Source organism: Telluria sp. B2 (assembly GCF_051789535.1).
Classification (GTDB): domain Bacteria; phylum Pseudomonadota; class Gammaproteobacteria; order Burkholderiales; family Burkholderiaceae_D; genus Telluria.
In genome coordinates this window covers 869,056-882,138 of record NZ_CP196525.1, presented here as the reverse complement: position 1 = coordinate 882,138, position 13,083 = coordinate 869,056, and the positions used below count along the sequence as shown (strand labels likewise).

Below are 13,083 nucleotides of genomic sequence, written 5' to 3'. Positions count from 1 at the left end.
ACACAGGTGTCCACCCTACGCAACCCCGCTTTTGTAGGGTGGACTCCCGAGTCCACGCGGTACACCGCCAGAACAATCGAATCGCTCCGCGCTCCGCTCAACAAGAATCGAACACACAGAATATGTCTACCCAAGCAAGCCTCTTTGAACAAGCCAGCGAACCGGCCGACGACGTCGAAGCGCTGACCCTGTCCACCTTCGCCGAGCGCGCCTACCTCGACTACGCGGTCTCGGTCGTCAAGGGCCGTGCCCTGCCCGACGTCTCGGACGGCCAGAAGCCGGTCCAGCGCCGCATCCTGTACGCGATGAACGAACTGAGCCTGGGCGCCACCGCCAAGCCGCGCAAGTGCGCGGCCGTGGTCGGCGACGTGCTCGGCAAGCTGCACCCGCACGGCGACCAGTCAGTCTATGACGCGCTGGTGCGCATGGCCCAGGACTTTTCGCTGCGCTACCCGCTGATCGACGGCCAGGGCAACTTCGGCTCGCGCGACGGCGACGGCGCCGCGGCGATGCGCTACACCGAAGCCCGCCTGACCCCGATCTCGCGCCTGCTGCTCGACGAGATCGACATGGGCACGGTCGACTTCCAGCCGAACTACGACGGCACCACCAACGAGCCGCGCACCCTGCCGGCGCGCCTGCCGATGGTGCTGCTCAACGGCGCCTCCGGCATTGCCGTGGGTCTCGCCACCGAGATCCCCTCGCACAACCTGCGCGAAGTGGCCGACGCCACCGTCGCCATGATCCGCAACCCGAAGATCTCGAACGCCGAACTGATGACCATCATCCCGGGCCCGGACTTCCCGGGCGGCGGCCAGATCATCACCCCGGCGTCCCAGATCGCCGACATGTACGCCACCGGCCGCGGTTCGATGAAGGTGCGCGCACGCTGGAAGATCGAGGAACTGGCCCGCGGTCAGTGGCAAGCCGTGGTGACGGAACTCCCGCCGGGCACCTCGGCTGCTAGAGTGCAGCAGGAGATCGAAGAGCTGACCAACCCGAAGGTCAAGCTGGGCAAGAAGACCCTCACGCCCGAGCAGCTGGCCCTGAAGCAGACCATCCTCGGCGCGCTCGACACGATGCGCGACGAATCCGGCCGCGACGCGCCGGTGCGCCTGGTGTTCGAGCCGAAGTCGAAGAACCAGGACCAGACCGAATTCATGCTCCTGCTGCTGGCGCATACCTCGCTTGAAACCTCGAGCCCGATCAACCTGGTGATGATCGGCGGCGACGGCCGTCCGCGCCAGAAGGGCCTGGTCGAAATCCTGCAGGAGTGGATCGATTATCGGTTCACAACCGTCAGGCGCCGCACCGAGTTCAAGCTGGGCAAGGTCAACGACCGCATCCACATCCTGGAAGGCCGCGAAACCGTCCTGCTGAACATCGACGAGGTGATCGCCATCATCCGTAACTCGGACGAGCCGAAGGCGGCCCTGATCGAGCGCTTCCGCCTGTCCGAGCGCCAGGCCGAGGACATCCTCGAGATCCGCCTGCGCCAGCTGGCGCGCCTGGAAGCGATCAAGATCCAGCAGGAGCTGGCCGAGCTGCGCAACGAAAAGGAAAAGCTGGAAGACATCCTGGCCAATCCCTCGACCATGAAGCGCACCATCATCCGCGAGATCGAGGCCGATGCGAAGCAGTTCGGCGACGCCCGGCGCACGCTGATCGAGGAAGCGCAGAAGGCCGTGGCCGAGCAGAAGGTGGTCGACGAGCCGGTCACCGTCATCATCTCCGAGAAGGGCTGGGTGCGCGCGCGCACCGGCATCGGACACGATCCGGCGCAGTTCACCTTCAAGCCGGGCGACTCGCTGGGCAATGCCTTCGAATGCCGCACGGTCGACACCCTGCTGGGCATCGGCGACAACGGCAAGGTGTACTCGGTGCCGGTGGCGGCGCTCCCTGGAGCGCGCGGCGATGGCGTGCCGATCACGACCCTGGTCGACCTGTCCGGCGGCGTGCGCATCCTGCATTATTTCGCAGGCAATGGCGAGACGCGGCTGCTGCTGTCGACTTCGAACGGCTTCGGCTTCATCACCAAGGCCGGCGACATGGTCAGCCGCCTGAAGGGCGGCAAGTCCTTCATCACCCTCGATGAAGGCGCCGTGCCGCTGCCGCCGCGCGTGATCGCGGACAATGCCGGCGCCGTGGCCTGCCTGTCGGAAAAAGGCCGCGTGCTGGTGTTCGGCATCGACGAGATGAAGGTGCTGACCAATGGCGGGCGCGGCGTGACGCTGATGGACCTGGAGCCGAAGGAAAAGCTGCTGGCCGCGCAACCGATCAGCCAGAAAGGCGTGAACGTGATCGGCACCTGGGCCGGCTCCAAGCCGCGCGTGGTCGAGCTCTACGCCTCAGGCCTGGAGCCGCACTTCGGCAAGCGCGCCAAGAAGGGCAAGCCGCTGTCGGCCAAGCTGAAGGCAAGCGACCTGGCGATGCGGGCGACGGGCGAGTAAGCGCGCTTGATCGTCGCGTGTAGGTGACAAAGCCGGCGAAAGCCGGCTTTGTTGTTTCTGGGGCGTGCGGGTGTCGCGGGATCGTTGTCAGCTTGTCGATTGCGGAAGCGCCGTACCGCGTGGACTCGGGAGTCCACCCTACGGTATTGCGTACGGTACGAATCATTTCACACTGTTCGATTGTGGAACTGCTGCACCGCGTGGGCTCAAGAGCCCACCCTACGAAAACCAAGGCTGTTGTAGGGTGGACTCCCGAGTCCACGCTATACGGCAGTTCCGTAGTCGATCAGCAGAACACGACCCGCATTGCTCGCACGACCCGTAGGGTGGGTTTTCGAACCCACGCGGTGGTGCTCATCCGAAGCCGCAACAGCGCTGCACCAACAAAAAATGCCGGCACCACGCCGGCATTTCATCATCCGCCCAAAAGATTACTTCTTGGCCGCAGCCTTGTGCACGTCGGCCATCGCCTCGGCGCGCACCTGTTCGGTCTTGGCGGCGGCGGTCGCCTTGTCGGCGGCAGCATCGACCTGGGTCTTCAGCGATTTCTCATCGGCCTTGATCATTTTCTTCTCGGCCTTCAGGTTCGCTTCCGATACCTTTTCCTGGGCCTTGGCGAGCGCCTCGGCGCGGTCTTCCGGATCGGCCTTGGTGACTTTCTCGGCGGCGTCGGCATGCGCCTTCACGGCCTTGGCGTGGGCCTTGGCTTTCTTCTCCTGGGCATCGGCGATGGCCCTGGTGGCTTTTTCGTCGGCCTTGGCAGCAGCCTTGGCTTCCTTCGCTTCGGCCTTGGCGATGTCGGCCTCGGCCTTCGCTTCGGCTTTCACCACGGCTTCGGTAGCGGCCGGGGTGACGGTGGTCTGGGCATAGGCGCTGGTGGCGACGAAACCGGCGATCAGGGTGGCGAGCAGTTTGTTCATGGTGTGTCCTTTCGGTTTTATGGTGGGGTTGCAGGTCTGCGCCTGCGTTTGTGTTTTTCGCTTAATTTTTTATTAAGTACGCCACCAGAATAGGCCTCGGTCACACCAGGGTCTGTTCGCCATCACACAGACCCCTGTTGAGTTGAAACAAGGTGTTTCAGCGCTGGTCCAGCCCCGAACCCGGCCCCGCATACAGGTCGATGATGTCGCCGATGCCGTCCCGGCATACCGGGCAGAACTGCTCGCTGCGGTCGAACATGATGCATTGCATCGCCGGCCGGTAGTAACCCGTCGCTTCGTAGTTCGCCCCCTCGAATGCGCCGATGGCGTGGCGGTACGGCTGCTTCTCGAACAGGGCTTTGGTACGCGCCAGGTCTTCGCGGAACAGCGCGTTCATTTCGCTTTCCGGACGATTCTTTTCACGCAGCGCCGCGCGCTTTTTCTGGTAGGCGCGCGACTCTTTTTCGTATTCCAGCTTGGGCCAGGGCGTCGGCAAGGGCGTGCCGGCCGTTACATGTTGTTTCCATTTGATGTGGGCCGGATCGCGCAAGGCCGTTACGTTCGGCTCCCACGGTTCCATGCGCGTGCTTGCGGCCTGGTAGGCGACCGGCGAGGTGTAGTACTCGTCCGCCAGGCCCGCGAAATGGTGGCCGAACTCGTGCACGAAGAGGTAATTCGCCCAGTCGTTGCTTGCCGCCGCCGTGCTGAACTGGCCGAAGATGCCCCCGCCGCCATAGGTCTCGTTGTTCACCAAAATTTCGATGAACTCGTAGGGCGCGTGCTGGGCGATGTCGCGCAGCGCGCGGTTATCCAGGGTGAGTACATAACGCTCGCTGCCGAAGATGTCGTAACGCGTGCCCAGCGGGGACGCATGGTGCACGCCCGTCGATGGACGGGTAATGCCCGACTCCTGGGTAGGCAAGGCCAGCGCCCATACGTTGAAGTCGTTCGCGCGCTCCCTGAAGGGCGACACGGTGAACAGGTGGGCGGAGAGGCGGCGCGCGTCCGCTTCGAATTTCTGCATGTCCTGCGCGGTGTAGCCGTCGCCCATGATCAGCAGGTCGACCTTTTGCGGCGAGGGACCGCTGACGCGGATGGGAATCGGTTTCGCCGGGGCCGCCGGCTGCTGCCTTACCACGTCCTGGGCATTGGCGTCGACGTCGACGCTCCACACCACCGAGAAGGCATTGCGCTCGTCGCGCTTGAGGATGCGCACGCGCACCGGGCGCTCGAATTTCGGGAAACGCACCGACTCGCTGAAGCTGCGGCTGAGCCGGTTCGCCTCCTCCGTCGTGCGCCACTCGCCGAAGACGGTCGAGAAGCCGCGCGAATACAGCAGGTCGCCGGTTTTCGCGTCGACTACCTCGACCCGGTTCTGGCCGCGGTTGGTCTCGTCGAAGTTCTTCGCCATGTCGCCCGGCCAGGGCAGCGGCTCGATCAGCACGCGCTCGATGGCGTAGCTGTCGGACAGGGCATTGCCGCTGTGGGTGTAATCAAGGCGGACCGTGGCAGGTTGCTGGGCAAAGGCGGCGCCCGTGGCGAGCGTCAGCGCTGCGGCAAGAAAGCGGAGCATGCGGTTTTCCTGTTGAGGTGGGAAAGGCATGCATTGTAATCCTGTCCATGGACAGGATGAATGACCCGCCTACTTGTACTGATACAACGGCCTTCTGACCACGATCGGCCGGATATCCAGCCGCACGTTGTAGACCGAATAGGCTTCGGTCGCGGCCGACATATAGCCCACGCTCTCGCCGGTGCGCGAGAACTTGAACTCGAAGCCCAGGTCCGGCTGCACCGAATTGGCGCTGTCGAGGGTGAGGCCGATGGCTTCCGGCTGGTCGCTGTCGATGAGCTTGCCCATCAGGTCGACCACGGTGCTGTTGCCGAGGATGTCGGCCGAGAACAGGGGCTCGCGGTAGTAGGGCCGGGCCGGGTCGAGGCGGCCGTCGGCCTTGTCCGGAGCGGGCGTAAAAGTGTGGCTGGCGATGTTGAAGCGGTCGCCGTTGTCGAGGTAGCTCAGGCGCACGTTGCTGACGTTGAACGGTCCCTTTTTCGCGTTCGCCCCCGACAGGTCGACCACCAGCGCGCCCTTGTAGCCCAGCACCTCGACGTCGCGGTTCGGGCTCACCACCATCGCCGTGTTCTCGTCGATGCCCAGGCCCAGTTTGTAGCCTTTCTGCAGCATCGCCGGCAGCATGCGCGCGAAGCGGCCGCGTACCAGCAGGTGCTGGTCGACAAAGACGTCGTTGCCGATGAAGCCCAGGCCGGGCGTGATTTCCTGGCCGTCGGTCAGGCCCAGCTTGAGGGTGGCCAGCACCGGCTTGGGGTGGCCGAACATGGTGCTGCTCATGATGGCGGCGCCGGCGCTGGTGCCGGCGATCACGCCGCCGCGGCGGTACATGTCCCACAGCGCGTCGAGCACCAGGGTGTTGGAGCCGTCCGGCCGGCGCAGGGCGCGGGTGATGCGGGCCTGGTCGCCGCCTGCGAAATAGGCGCCGCCGGCGGAGCGTACCGCGGCTGCCAGTTCGGGATTGTCGGCGGCGGCCTGGTAGTCGGTGCCGGTCAGGCGCACGGCGACCGGAACGAAAAAGGCCTTGGCGCCGTACTTGTTGAGGCGTTCGACCAGGCCGGCGCCGGCTTTTTCGGGGTTGGCCGAGGCGGAAGCGAAGACCGCGATGCGCGCCTCCTTTCCGCCGGCGAGCTGGACAATGCGTTCCCAGACGGCGCTGTTATCCGGGCGCAGCGCGCCGCCAATGATGACCAGCGAACCCTTCGGTGGCGGCTCGGCGGCGTGCACGGGCATGCTCGCCAGCAAGGCCAAGGTCAACGCGACAGGAACAGCAAAGCGGAACATGCGGCGCTCCTTCTCGGACAGGACAAGCGTAAGCCTGATTCGAGAAGGATGTCGCCATGTTGAGACCGCTCAGGAGAGGTAAATGTTCGGGAAATAGCGCTCCATCAAGGTCTCCGGCTTGCTCGGAGACGTGAAGCCGAAACGCTCGTAGAGGCTGTGGGCGTCGCTCGTGGCCAGCGTGAAACGGCGCAGGCGCTGCAGGCTCGGATGGCGCAATACCGCCGCCACCAGCTGCTTGCCGTAGCCGTGACCGCGGTACTCGGGCAACACGAACACGTCGACCATGTTGGCGAAGGTGGCAAAGTCGGTGACCACGCGCGCGAAGCCGATCTGGCGCCCGTCCAGGTAGGCGCCAAAGCAGAGCGAATTCTCGATCGCGCGTTCCACCAGCGAGCGCGAGATGCCGACGGCCCAGCTCGACTGTTCGCTGAGGAAGCGGTAGATCATCGGGATGTCGAGCCGCGACTGGTCGGTACTGACCTGGAAACTGGAGTCGTTGGTAGTCATCTGCCTGGAAATCTGGCGAAAAAACCAATTCTAGCGCCGTTTGCACAATCGACAAGTTCCGATTGCGTGTGCGCGCGTGCCCCCTCTCAGCGGCTCTGCAGGTAGCGTTCCGGCAGCGGCAGGCTGGCGTCTTCGGCGCGCCAGACGAGGTTGGCGATCCACCAGCGCCTGCCGTCGTGGTAGAGCTGGATACTGTTGATGCCGCGCATGAAAGGCTTGGTGTCGTGCGGCGCACGCAGCAGTTCATAGGTGCTGAACACGTGTACCAGCTGGCCATAGGCGTCGGTCGTGCGCGCAATCTCGCGCTCGTAGAAGCCGGAGGTGTTGAAGGCGCTCATGTTGCGGCTGATGTAATCCTCGACCGTCATCGCGCGCAGGGCGAAACCGCCGCCCGGCTGTGGCGTGATCATCGAGAGCCTGGCGTCGGGCGCGAACAGGGCACGCATGCGGTTCCAGTTGCGCGGCGCGCCGGCCGGGCCGGAAATGACTTCATACAGCGCCGCAACGGTGGAGTTGACCGAGGCGCCGTCGGCTTCCCTGACGGCCGGGGCGTGGGGCCGGGCAGCGGGCGCGGCGGGCGGGGCCGGCGGCTGGACGTGCGGCGGCTCGGCCGTAACCTGCGGCTCCGGCAGCGTCTGGACCGGAGGCTGGGCGGCCTGGGCGTTGGCAAGCAGGGCTGCAAGGGCGAGCGGTATGCAGCGTCGAATCATGGTTTCTCCATTGCGTATGCGGTTAACAAACGAATAATCCGCGATTTTCGCCCCCTTGTCATCCGCGCCCGGGTCCGGCATGCGGCCTGCACCGCGGTTTATAATCGAATAAATCAACCGGAACCTCCCCCATGACTGCACAACTCTCCAAGAAAGCCGAAGCCTGGTCGGCCCGTTTCTCCGAACCCGTTTCCGACCTCGTCAAGCGCTACACCGCCTCCGTGTTCTTCGATAAACGCCTTGCCCTGTTCGACATCCAGGGTTCGCTCGCCCACGCCGAGATGCTGGCGGCGCAAGGCATCATCAGCAATGAGGACCGCGCCGAGATCGAGCGCGGCATGGCGCAGATCAAGGGAGAAATCGAGGCCGGCAGCTTCGAATGGCTGCTCGACCTGGAAGACGTGCACCTGAACATCGAGAAGCGCCTGACCGAACTGGTCGGCGACGCCGGCAAGCGCCTGCACACGGGCCGCTCGCGCAACGACCAGGTCGCAACCGACATCCGCCTGTACGTGCGCGCCGCCATCGACGACATCGTCGCCCTGCTGAACGGGCTGCGCAGCGCCCTGACCGACCTGGCCGAGCGCCACTTCGACACCATCATGCCGGGCTTTACCCATTTGCAGGTGGCCCAGCCGATCACGTTTGGACACCACATGCTGGCCTACGTGGAAATGTTCGGCCGCGATGCCGAGCGCATGATCGACGCGCGCCGCCGCGTGAACCGCCTGCCGCTGGGCGCCGCCGCGCTGGCCGGCACCACCTTCCCGATCGACCGCCTGCGCGTGGCCAAGACCCTGGGCTTCGAGGACGTCTGCCACAACTCGCTGGACGCCGTTTCCGACCGCGACTTCGCGATCGAATTCACGGCCGCCGCGTCCCTGATCATGATGCACGTGTCGCGCATGTCGGAAGAGCTGGTCATGTGGATGAGCCCGCGCGTCGGCTTCATCGACATCGCCGACCGCTTCTGCACCGGCTCGTCGATCATGCCGCAGAAAAAGAACCCGGACGTGCCGGAACTGGCGCGCGGCAAGACCGGCCGCGTGTACGGCCACCTCGCGTCCCTGCTGACCCTGATGAAAGGCCAGCCGCTGGCCTACAACAAGGACAACCAGGAAGACAAGGAACCGCTGTTCGACACCGTCGACACCGTGCTCGACACCCTGCGCATCTTCACCGACATGGCCGCCGGCATCACGGTCAAGGCCGAGAACATGCGCGCCGCCGCCCTGCAGGGCTACGCCACCGCGACCGACCTGGCCGACTACCTGGTCAAGAAGGGCCTGCCCTTCCGCGACGCCCACGAAGCCGTGGCGCATGCCGTGCGTGCCTGCGACGACGCGAAATGCGACCTCGCGGACATGTCGCTCGAGACCCTGCGCGGCTTCTCGCCGCTGATCGAGGAAGACGTGTTCGCCGTGCTGACCCTGGAAGGTTCCGTGGCCGCACGCGACCACGTGGGCGGTACCGCGCCGAACCAGGTGCGCAAGGCGATCGAGCGCGTGCGCGGCCAGCTCGCAGAATAAGTTGCGCTGAAAAGCCGGCGGCATGGTGGGCGGCAGCTCCACCATGCCGCTTTTTCTTTTTACCCTCCGCGCTTGTCCCGCCCGCGCTGCTTCGCTTCCTTCATCAAGGTTTTCCACTTCCCGCGCGCGGCAATGCGCTCCAGCGGCGTCTGCTCGGCGCGGCGCGACTCGCGCAGCAGCTTGCGGTAGTTGCGCAGGCGGTCCGCATCGACTTCTCCCCGCACGGCACACCCCGGTTCGCTCTCGTGGCTGCAGTCGCGGAACTGGCAGCGCCTGGCCAGCGCGGCGATATCGTCGAAGGAAAGCTCCAGCGCCTCCTCGTCCGCATCCGGCTGCCATGCGCGCAATCCGGGCGTGTCGATGATGCAGGCGCCGCCCGGGCAGCGGTGCAGCGAGCGCGCCGTGGTCGTATGGCGGCCGCGGTCGTCGCCATGACGGGTGCCGCCCGTCGCCTGCCCGCTGCCGGTGAGCGCATTGGTCAGCGTGGACTTGCCGACACCCGAGGAACCCAGCAGCACCAGCGTCTGGCCTGCGCCCAGCCAGGGCGCCAGCAGGCCGCTGTCGTCCTGTTCGGCCGGATGCAACGCCAGTACCGGCACGTCGGCCGGGATCCGCTGGCGCAACCGGGCAATCTTCTCTTCGGCGTCGGCGCCGATGTCCTCCTTGGTCAGCACCATCACGGGCGCCACCGCGCAGGCGCGCACCAGCGCGATGTAGCGCTCCATGCGGCGTGGATTGAAATCGTTGTCTAGCCCCATCAGCAACAGCGCCGTGTCGACGTTGCTGACCAGGACCTGCCGGCCCGAGGGGGTGCGGCGCGTCAGCCTGGTGAAGGGTTCGAGGACGGTGGCGATCCCGTACTCGCCGCCGCTTTCGGCGACGAGCACCCAGTCGCCGACGACGGCAGGCCCGGTGTGGCGCAGGTGGCGCGCGCTGAACGCCGCGCTGCCATCGGTCAGGCTCATCCAGTCACGCTGGACGGCGGTGACGCGGGCCAGGCGCTGCTGCGGCGGGATTGCTGCGAGTTGTGAAACGAAATGCTGCTTGAATCCGATCCCGTGCAGGGTCGGGAAATCGATGTCGATCATGACGAGGTTTTTCCAGTTCGATGAGCGCAACAGGCGTGCGCAGGCGGCTGCGCGTCAAAGGCGCAGCGGATTCGAAAAATGGAAGGTCGGCGCTAACGCGCCCGCGACATCGTCGTGATGAACGAGCAGTGCGGGAACGGGTCAGGCGGCCGACCGGAGGACGGTATCAGGCTGGTTCATGCTGCGTCTCCCGGGTGGTGTGAATGAGCTCCCATTCTGGCGGGGCATTGCCGGAGCGTCAAGGGCTAACCCGTCTTTCCTCAGTCGAGGAATTTTTATTGCCGCGTGCCTCGTTCGATGTCAGCATGCTTGCTCGACAACGACGCCGCCCACGCATGGACACCCAGCTCTGGCTGATCTGCTTCCTCACCTTTGTCATCCACCTGATCGGCACCCTGGCCTATTCGGTGCGCATCGCGGGGGTGCGCACGCGGCGCATCGCCGTTTCCTTCGCCCTGTTCAGCATCCTGGTGCTGGTCTCGCGCACCTCGAATTCCTTCCTCGGGCCTTTTCTGGCGAAGCGGGTCGAATCGAACCTGGCCGGCACGCTCACGACCGACCTGCTGGCCGACTTCCGCTGGCTGCTGGTCTCGGCCTCGCTGGCCACCGTCGCCGGCGCCCTCCTGATCCCGACTTTCCAGCGCGTGTTCTGCCGCGCGGTCGAACACTTCCAGGTCCACCGCTCGGTGCCGAAGCTGATCCTGCACGGCTTCTTCAAGGGCGGCCTGTCCTTCGTGAAGGACGCGGCCACGCTGCCGGCGGCCTCGCACGTCGGCAGCCTGCGCAGCACCCGCAGCGTGTCGTGGTCGATTACCCTGCTCAACGTCGGCGCCAGCGCGCTCTGGACCGTGGGCGTGTTCGCCGCCCTGTACGCGGGTGCGCTGGACCCGGCGGTGCGCGTGACCTCGAGCACCCTGTCCTCGATCATCAATGGCGGGGCGACCATCATGATGGCGGTGTTCATCGACCCGCACCTGTCGGGCATGACCGATGACGTGGTCGAAGGGCGGCTCAGCGAGGCCGAGTTTCGCGGGGCCATCGTCTGGCTGGTCGGCAGCCGCCTGGCCGGGACCCTGCTGGCGCAGCTCCTGTTCGTGCCCTCGGCCATGCTGATCGTCTTCGTGGCGCAGGCGCTGTAAGTTGAACCGCCAACAGAAGGCCTCCCGGTATTGGCGCTAGACTCCTTGCAAACCATATCGCAGGGAAATCACATGCAGCGCTACAAGAACCGCAGCGGCGAATCCGGCGTCGTTGCCTATGACATCGGCAAGCGCTCGATCACGGTCGAGTTCAGGGGCGGCGACCGCTACCTCTACACCGACCAGAGCGCCGGTGCGGACAACATTACCGAAATGCAGCGCCTGGCCACCCAGGGCAGCGGCCTGTCGACCTATATCAGCCAGGTGGTGCGCGAACGCTATGCGCGCAAGCTGGACTAGGACCCAGGCGTCCGCCATGGTGCACGCCGGACGGCTACACTAGCCGGCTGATCCGCACTACCGAGAAAGCCCAGCAAGTGAACAAGACCACCCTCCCCGACCGCGCCTACGCCGCCTTCCTGTTCGACATGGACGGCACCCTGCTCACCTCGATCCGCTCGGCCGAGCGCGTCTGGAGCGCCTGGGCCACGCGCCACGGCCTCGACGTCGAGACCTTCCTGCCGACCCTGCACGGCAAGCGCACCCACGACACCATCCGCCAGCTCGGCCTGCCCGGCGTCGATCCGATCGCGGAAGCGGCCTGGATCACGGCGGCCGAGATCGAGGACGTGGCCGACATCGAGGCCATCAACGGCGCCGCCGCCTTCCTCGCCAGCCTGCCGCCCGAGCGCTGGGGCATCGTCACCTCGGCGCCGCGCGCATTGGCCAAGGCGCGCCTCGCCGCCGCCGGCCTGCCGTCGAAAAACCTGCTGGTGGCGGCCGAAGATGTCGAGCACGGCAAGCCGGCGCCCGATCCTTTTCTCCTGGGCGCGCGCAAGCTCGCCGTGGCGCCGGCGGATTGCCTGGTGTTCGAAGACACGCTGACCGGCCTGAAGTCGGCAGCCGCAGCCGGCATGGACAGCATCGTCGTCACCGTCACCCACACGCATCCGCTGGAAATCACCGTCCCCGCCGTGCTCGACTACGCCGACCTGCGCGCCGAGGCCGGCCCGGATGGCCTGCGCGTGCTGCGCAAGCGTGGTTGAAGCGGCACATTGTAGGGTGGGCACCCCGTGCCCACGCGTTACGGACTTCTCCGGTGGCCAGTAACCGAGGCACGTCGCCCGTGAAGCATCCGTCAGTCACAAACCAATTGAAGATTTTGGAAGCCCGGCACAGTGATATCGTGCGCGCGACGTTTCCCCGCACGAGTCCGGGAGATACGACCGAAACGCGTGGGCATGGAGTACCCACCCTACGCGCTGCCCTGCCTTGGCCCCTCCGGCATCAGCCAGAGCAGCGCCAGCAGCACGTGAACCGCGGCGCCCAGCGGCGCGTACCACAGCGACAGCAGGATGGCCGCCGCATACAGCAGGATCGACACCCGGTTCTTGCGGCTGCCCCAAGACATCGGGTGTTCGCCTGCTTCCACGTCCAGGCGCCAGGACAGCAGCATGAAAGAGATCGAGCACAGCAGCAGCACCACGCCGTACAGCGCCACCGGCACCGGCGCCATCGGATGCTCGCCGGCCCAGGCGGTCACCCAGGGAATCAGCGACATCCAGAACAGCAGGTGCAGGTTGGCCCACAAGGCGGCGCCGTCCACCTTTGCCACGCGCTCGAACAGGGCATGGTGGTTGACCCAGTAGATGCCCACGTACACGAAGCTGAGCCCATAGCGCAGCCAGCCGGGCAGCACGCCGGCCAGGTCGGCGACCGAGGTGGTCTCGACCGCCGTTCAGCTGCCTTACGCTCTGTATCGCCTCATGTCTTCTGCGATGTAGACATTATGCGTAGCTAAAATAGAAATGAAAAACGGGGAATTTTCCGATATAGCATCGAAATTTTCGAATGTCGGAAAACAGCGCTGCCCGGTCATGCCGGCA

Annotated in this window: 12 protein-coding genes; 5 read left to right on the top strand and 7 right to left on the bottom strand. The window is 65.5% G+C overall.

Going from position 1 to position 13,083, the window contains the following annotated elements:
- Positions 1-122 precede the first annotated feature (122 nt).
- Entirely contained in the window at positions 123-2,450 is a 2,328-nt protein-coding gene (parC, locus tag ACSUZJ_RS04020; RefSeq protein WP_499413524.1) for a DNA topoisomerase IV subunit A, read from the top strand.
- A 431-nt stretch (positions 2,451-2,881) separates the two neighbouring features.
- Here the strand turns inward: parC and ACSUZJ_RS04015 are convergent, their stop codons facing one another.
- From ACSUZJ_RS04015 to ACSUZJ_RS03995, 5 genes are all read right to left on the bottom strand, one after another.
- Positions 2,882-3,370 carry a hypothetical protein gene (locus tag ACSUZJ_RS04015; RefSeq protein ID WP_499413522.1) on the bottom strand — a complete coding sequence of 163 codons (489 nt, stop codon included), beginning with the start codon at positions 3,368-3,370 and terminating at the stop codon, positions 2,882-2,884.
- Positions 3,371-3,527: 157 nt separating this feature from the next.
- Positions 3,528-4,943, bottom strand: a complete 1,416-nt coding sequence (locus ACSUZJ_RS04010; RefSeq protein WP_499413520.1) for an IgA Peptidase M64 — start codon at positions 4,941-4,943, stop codon at positions 3,528-3,530.
- Positions 4,944-5,012: 69 nt separating this feature from the next.
- Positions 5,013-6,224 (bottom strand): cyanophycinase, encoded by a 1,212-nt coding sequence (locus ACSUZJ_RS04005; RefSeq protein WP_499413518.1) that lies wholly within the window; start codon positions 6,222-6,224, stop codon positions 5,013-5,015.
- A gap of 69 nt (positions 6,225-6,293) precedes the next feature.
- Positions 6,294-6,731 (bottom strand): GNAT family N-acetyltransferase, encoded by a 438-nt coding sequence (locus ACSUZJ_RS04000; RefSeq protein ID WP_499413516.1) that lies wholly within the window; start codon positions 6,729-6,731, stop codon positions 6,294-6,296.
- Positions 6,732-6,817: 86 nt separating this feature from the next.
- On the bottom strand, positions 6,818-7,441 hold the full coding sequence (locus tag ACSUZJ_RS03995; protein WP_499413514.1) for a hypothetical protein: 624 nt from the start codon (positions 7,439-7,441) through the stop codon (positions 6,818-6,820).
- Between the two features lie 131 nt (positions 7,442-7,572).
- Between ACSUZJ_RS03995 and argH the strand changes: the two genes are divergently transcribed.
- The gene (argH, locus tag ACSUZJ_RS03990) at positions 7,573-8,970 is read left to right on the top strand and encodes an argininosuccinate lyase (protein WP_499413512.1); all 1,398 of its coding nucleotides are present in this window, start codon (positions 7,573-7,575) and stop codon (positions 8,968-8,970) included.
- A 59-nt stretch (positions 8,971-9,029) separates the two neighbouring features.
- On the opposite strand, the gene rsgA is transcribed toward argH, so the two are convergent.
- The gene (gene rsgA, locus ACSUZJ_RS03985) at positions 9,030-10,058 is read right to left on the bottom strand and encodes a ribosome small subunit-dependent GTPase A (protein WP_499413510.1); all 1,029 of its coding nucleotides are present in this window, start codon (positions 10,056-10,058) and stop codon (positions 9,030-9,032) included.
- 335 nt (positions 10,059-10,393) lie between these two features.
- On the opposite strand from rsgA, the gene ACSUZJ_RS03980 reads away from it, so the two are divergent.
- The 3 genes from ACSUZJ_RS03980 to ACSUZJ_RS03970 all read left to right on the top strand — a co-directional run bounded on the left by ACSUZJ_RS03980 (position 10,394) and on the right by ACSUZJ_RS03970 (position 12,243).
- The gene (locus ACSUZJ_RS03980) at positions 10,394-11,197 is read left to right on the top strand and encodes a lipid II flippase Amj family protein (RefSeq protein WP_499413508.1); all 804 of its coding nucleotides are present in this window, start codon (positions 10,394-10,396) and stop codon (positions 11,195-11,197) included.
- 72 nt (positions 11,198-11,269) lie between these two features.
- Positions 11,270-11,497, top strand: coding sequence for a hypothetical protein (locus ACSUZJ_RS03975; RefSeq protein WP_499413506.1), 228 nt, complete (start codon positions 11,270-11,272; stop codon positions 11,495-11,497).
- Between the two features lie 77 nt (positions 11,498-11,574).
- On the top strand, positions 11,575-12,243 hold the full coding sequence (locus tag ACSUZJ_RS03970; RefSeq protein ID WP_499413504.1) for an HAD-IA family hydrolase: 669 nt from the start codon (positions 11,575-11,577) through the stop codon (positions 12,241-12,243).
- Positions 12,244-12,452: 209 nt separating this feature from the next.
- On the opposite strand, the gene ACSUZJ_RS03965 is transcribed toward ACSUZJ_RS03970, so the two are convergent.
- Positions 12,453-12,896: a TMEM175 family protein gene (locus tag ACSUZJ_RS03965; RefSeq protein WP_499413502.1), complete on the bottom strand. Its 444-nt coding sequence runs from the start codon at positions 12,894-12,896 to the stop codon at positions 12,453-12,455.
- Positions 12,897-13,083 lie beyond the last annotated feature (187 nt).

Excerpts from the sequence above, each read along its gene's own strand:
- ACSUZJ_RS04000 (WP_499413516.1), bottom strand. The coding sequence starts at position 6,731 with ATGACTACCAACGACTCCAGTTTCCAGGTCAGTACCGACCAGTCGCGG.
- parC (WP_499413524.1), top strand. The coding sequence starts at position 123 with ATGTCTACCCAAGCAAGCCTCTTTGAACAAGCCAGCGAACCGGCCGAC.
- ACSUZJ_RS04015 (WP_499413522.1), bottom strand. The coding sequence starts at position 3,370 with ATGAACAAACTGCTCGCCACCCTGATCGCCGGTTTCGTCGCCACCAGC.
- ACSUZJ_RS04010 (WP_499413520.1), bottom strand. The coding sequence starts at position 4,943 with ATGCTCCGCTTTCTTGCCGCAGCGCTGACGCTCGCCACGGGCGCCGCC.
- argH (WP_499413512.1), top strand. The coding sequence starts at position 7,573 with ATGACTGCACAACTCTCCAAGAAAGCCGAAGCCTGGTCGGCCCGTTTC.
- ACSUZJ_RS03980 (WP_499413508.1), top strand. The coding sequence starts at position 10,394 with ATGGACACCCAGCTCTGGCTGATCTGCTTCCTCACCTTTGTCATCCAC.
- ACSUZJ_RS03975 (WP_499413506.1), top strand. The coding sequence starts at position 11,270 with ATGCAGCGCTACAAGAACCGCAGCGGCGAATCCGGCGTCGTTGCCTAT.
- ACSUZJ_RS03995 (WP_499413514.1), bottom strand. The coding sequence starts at position 7,441 with ATGATTCGACGCTGCATACCGCTCGCCCTTGCAGCCCTGCTTGCCAAC.
- ACSUZJ_RS04005 (WP_499413518.1), bottom strand. The coding sequence starts at position 6,224 with ATGTTCCGCTTTGCTGTTCCTGTCGCGTTGACCTTGGCCTTGCTGGCG.
- rsgA (WP_499413510.1), bottom strand. The coding sequence starts at position 10,058 with ATGATCGACATCGATTTCCCGACCCTGCACGGGATCGGATTCAAGCAG.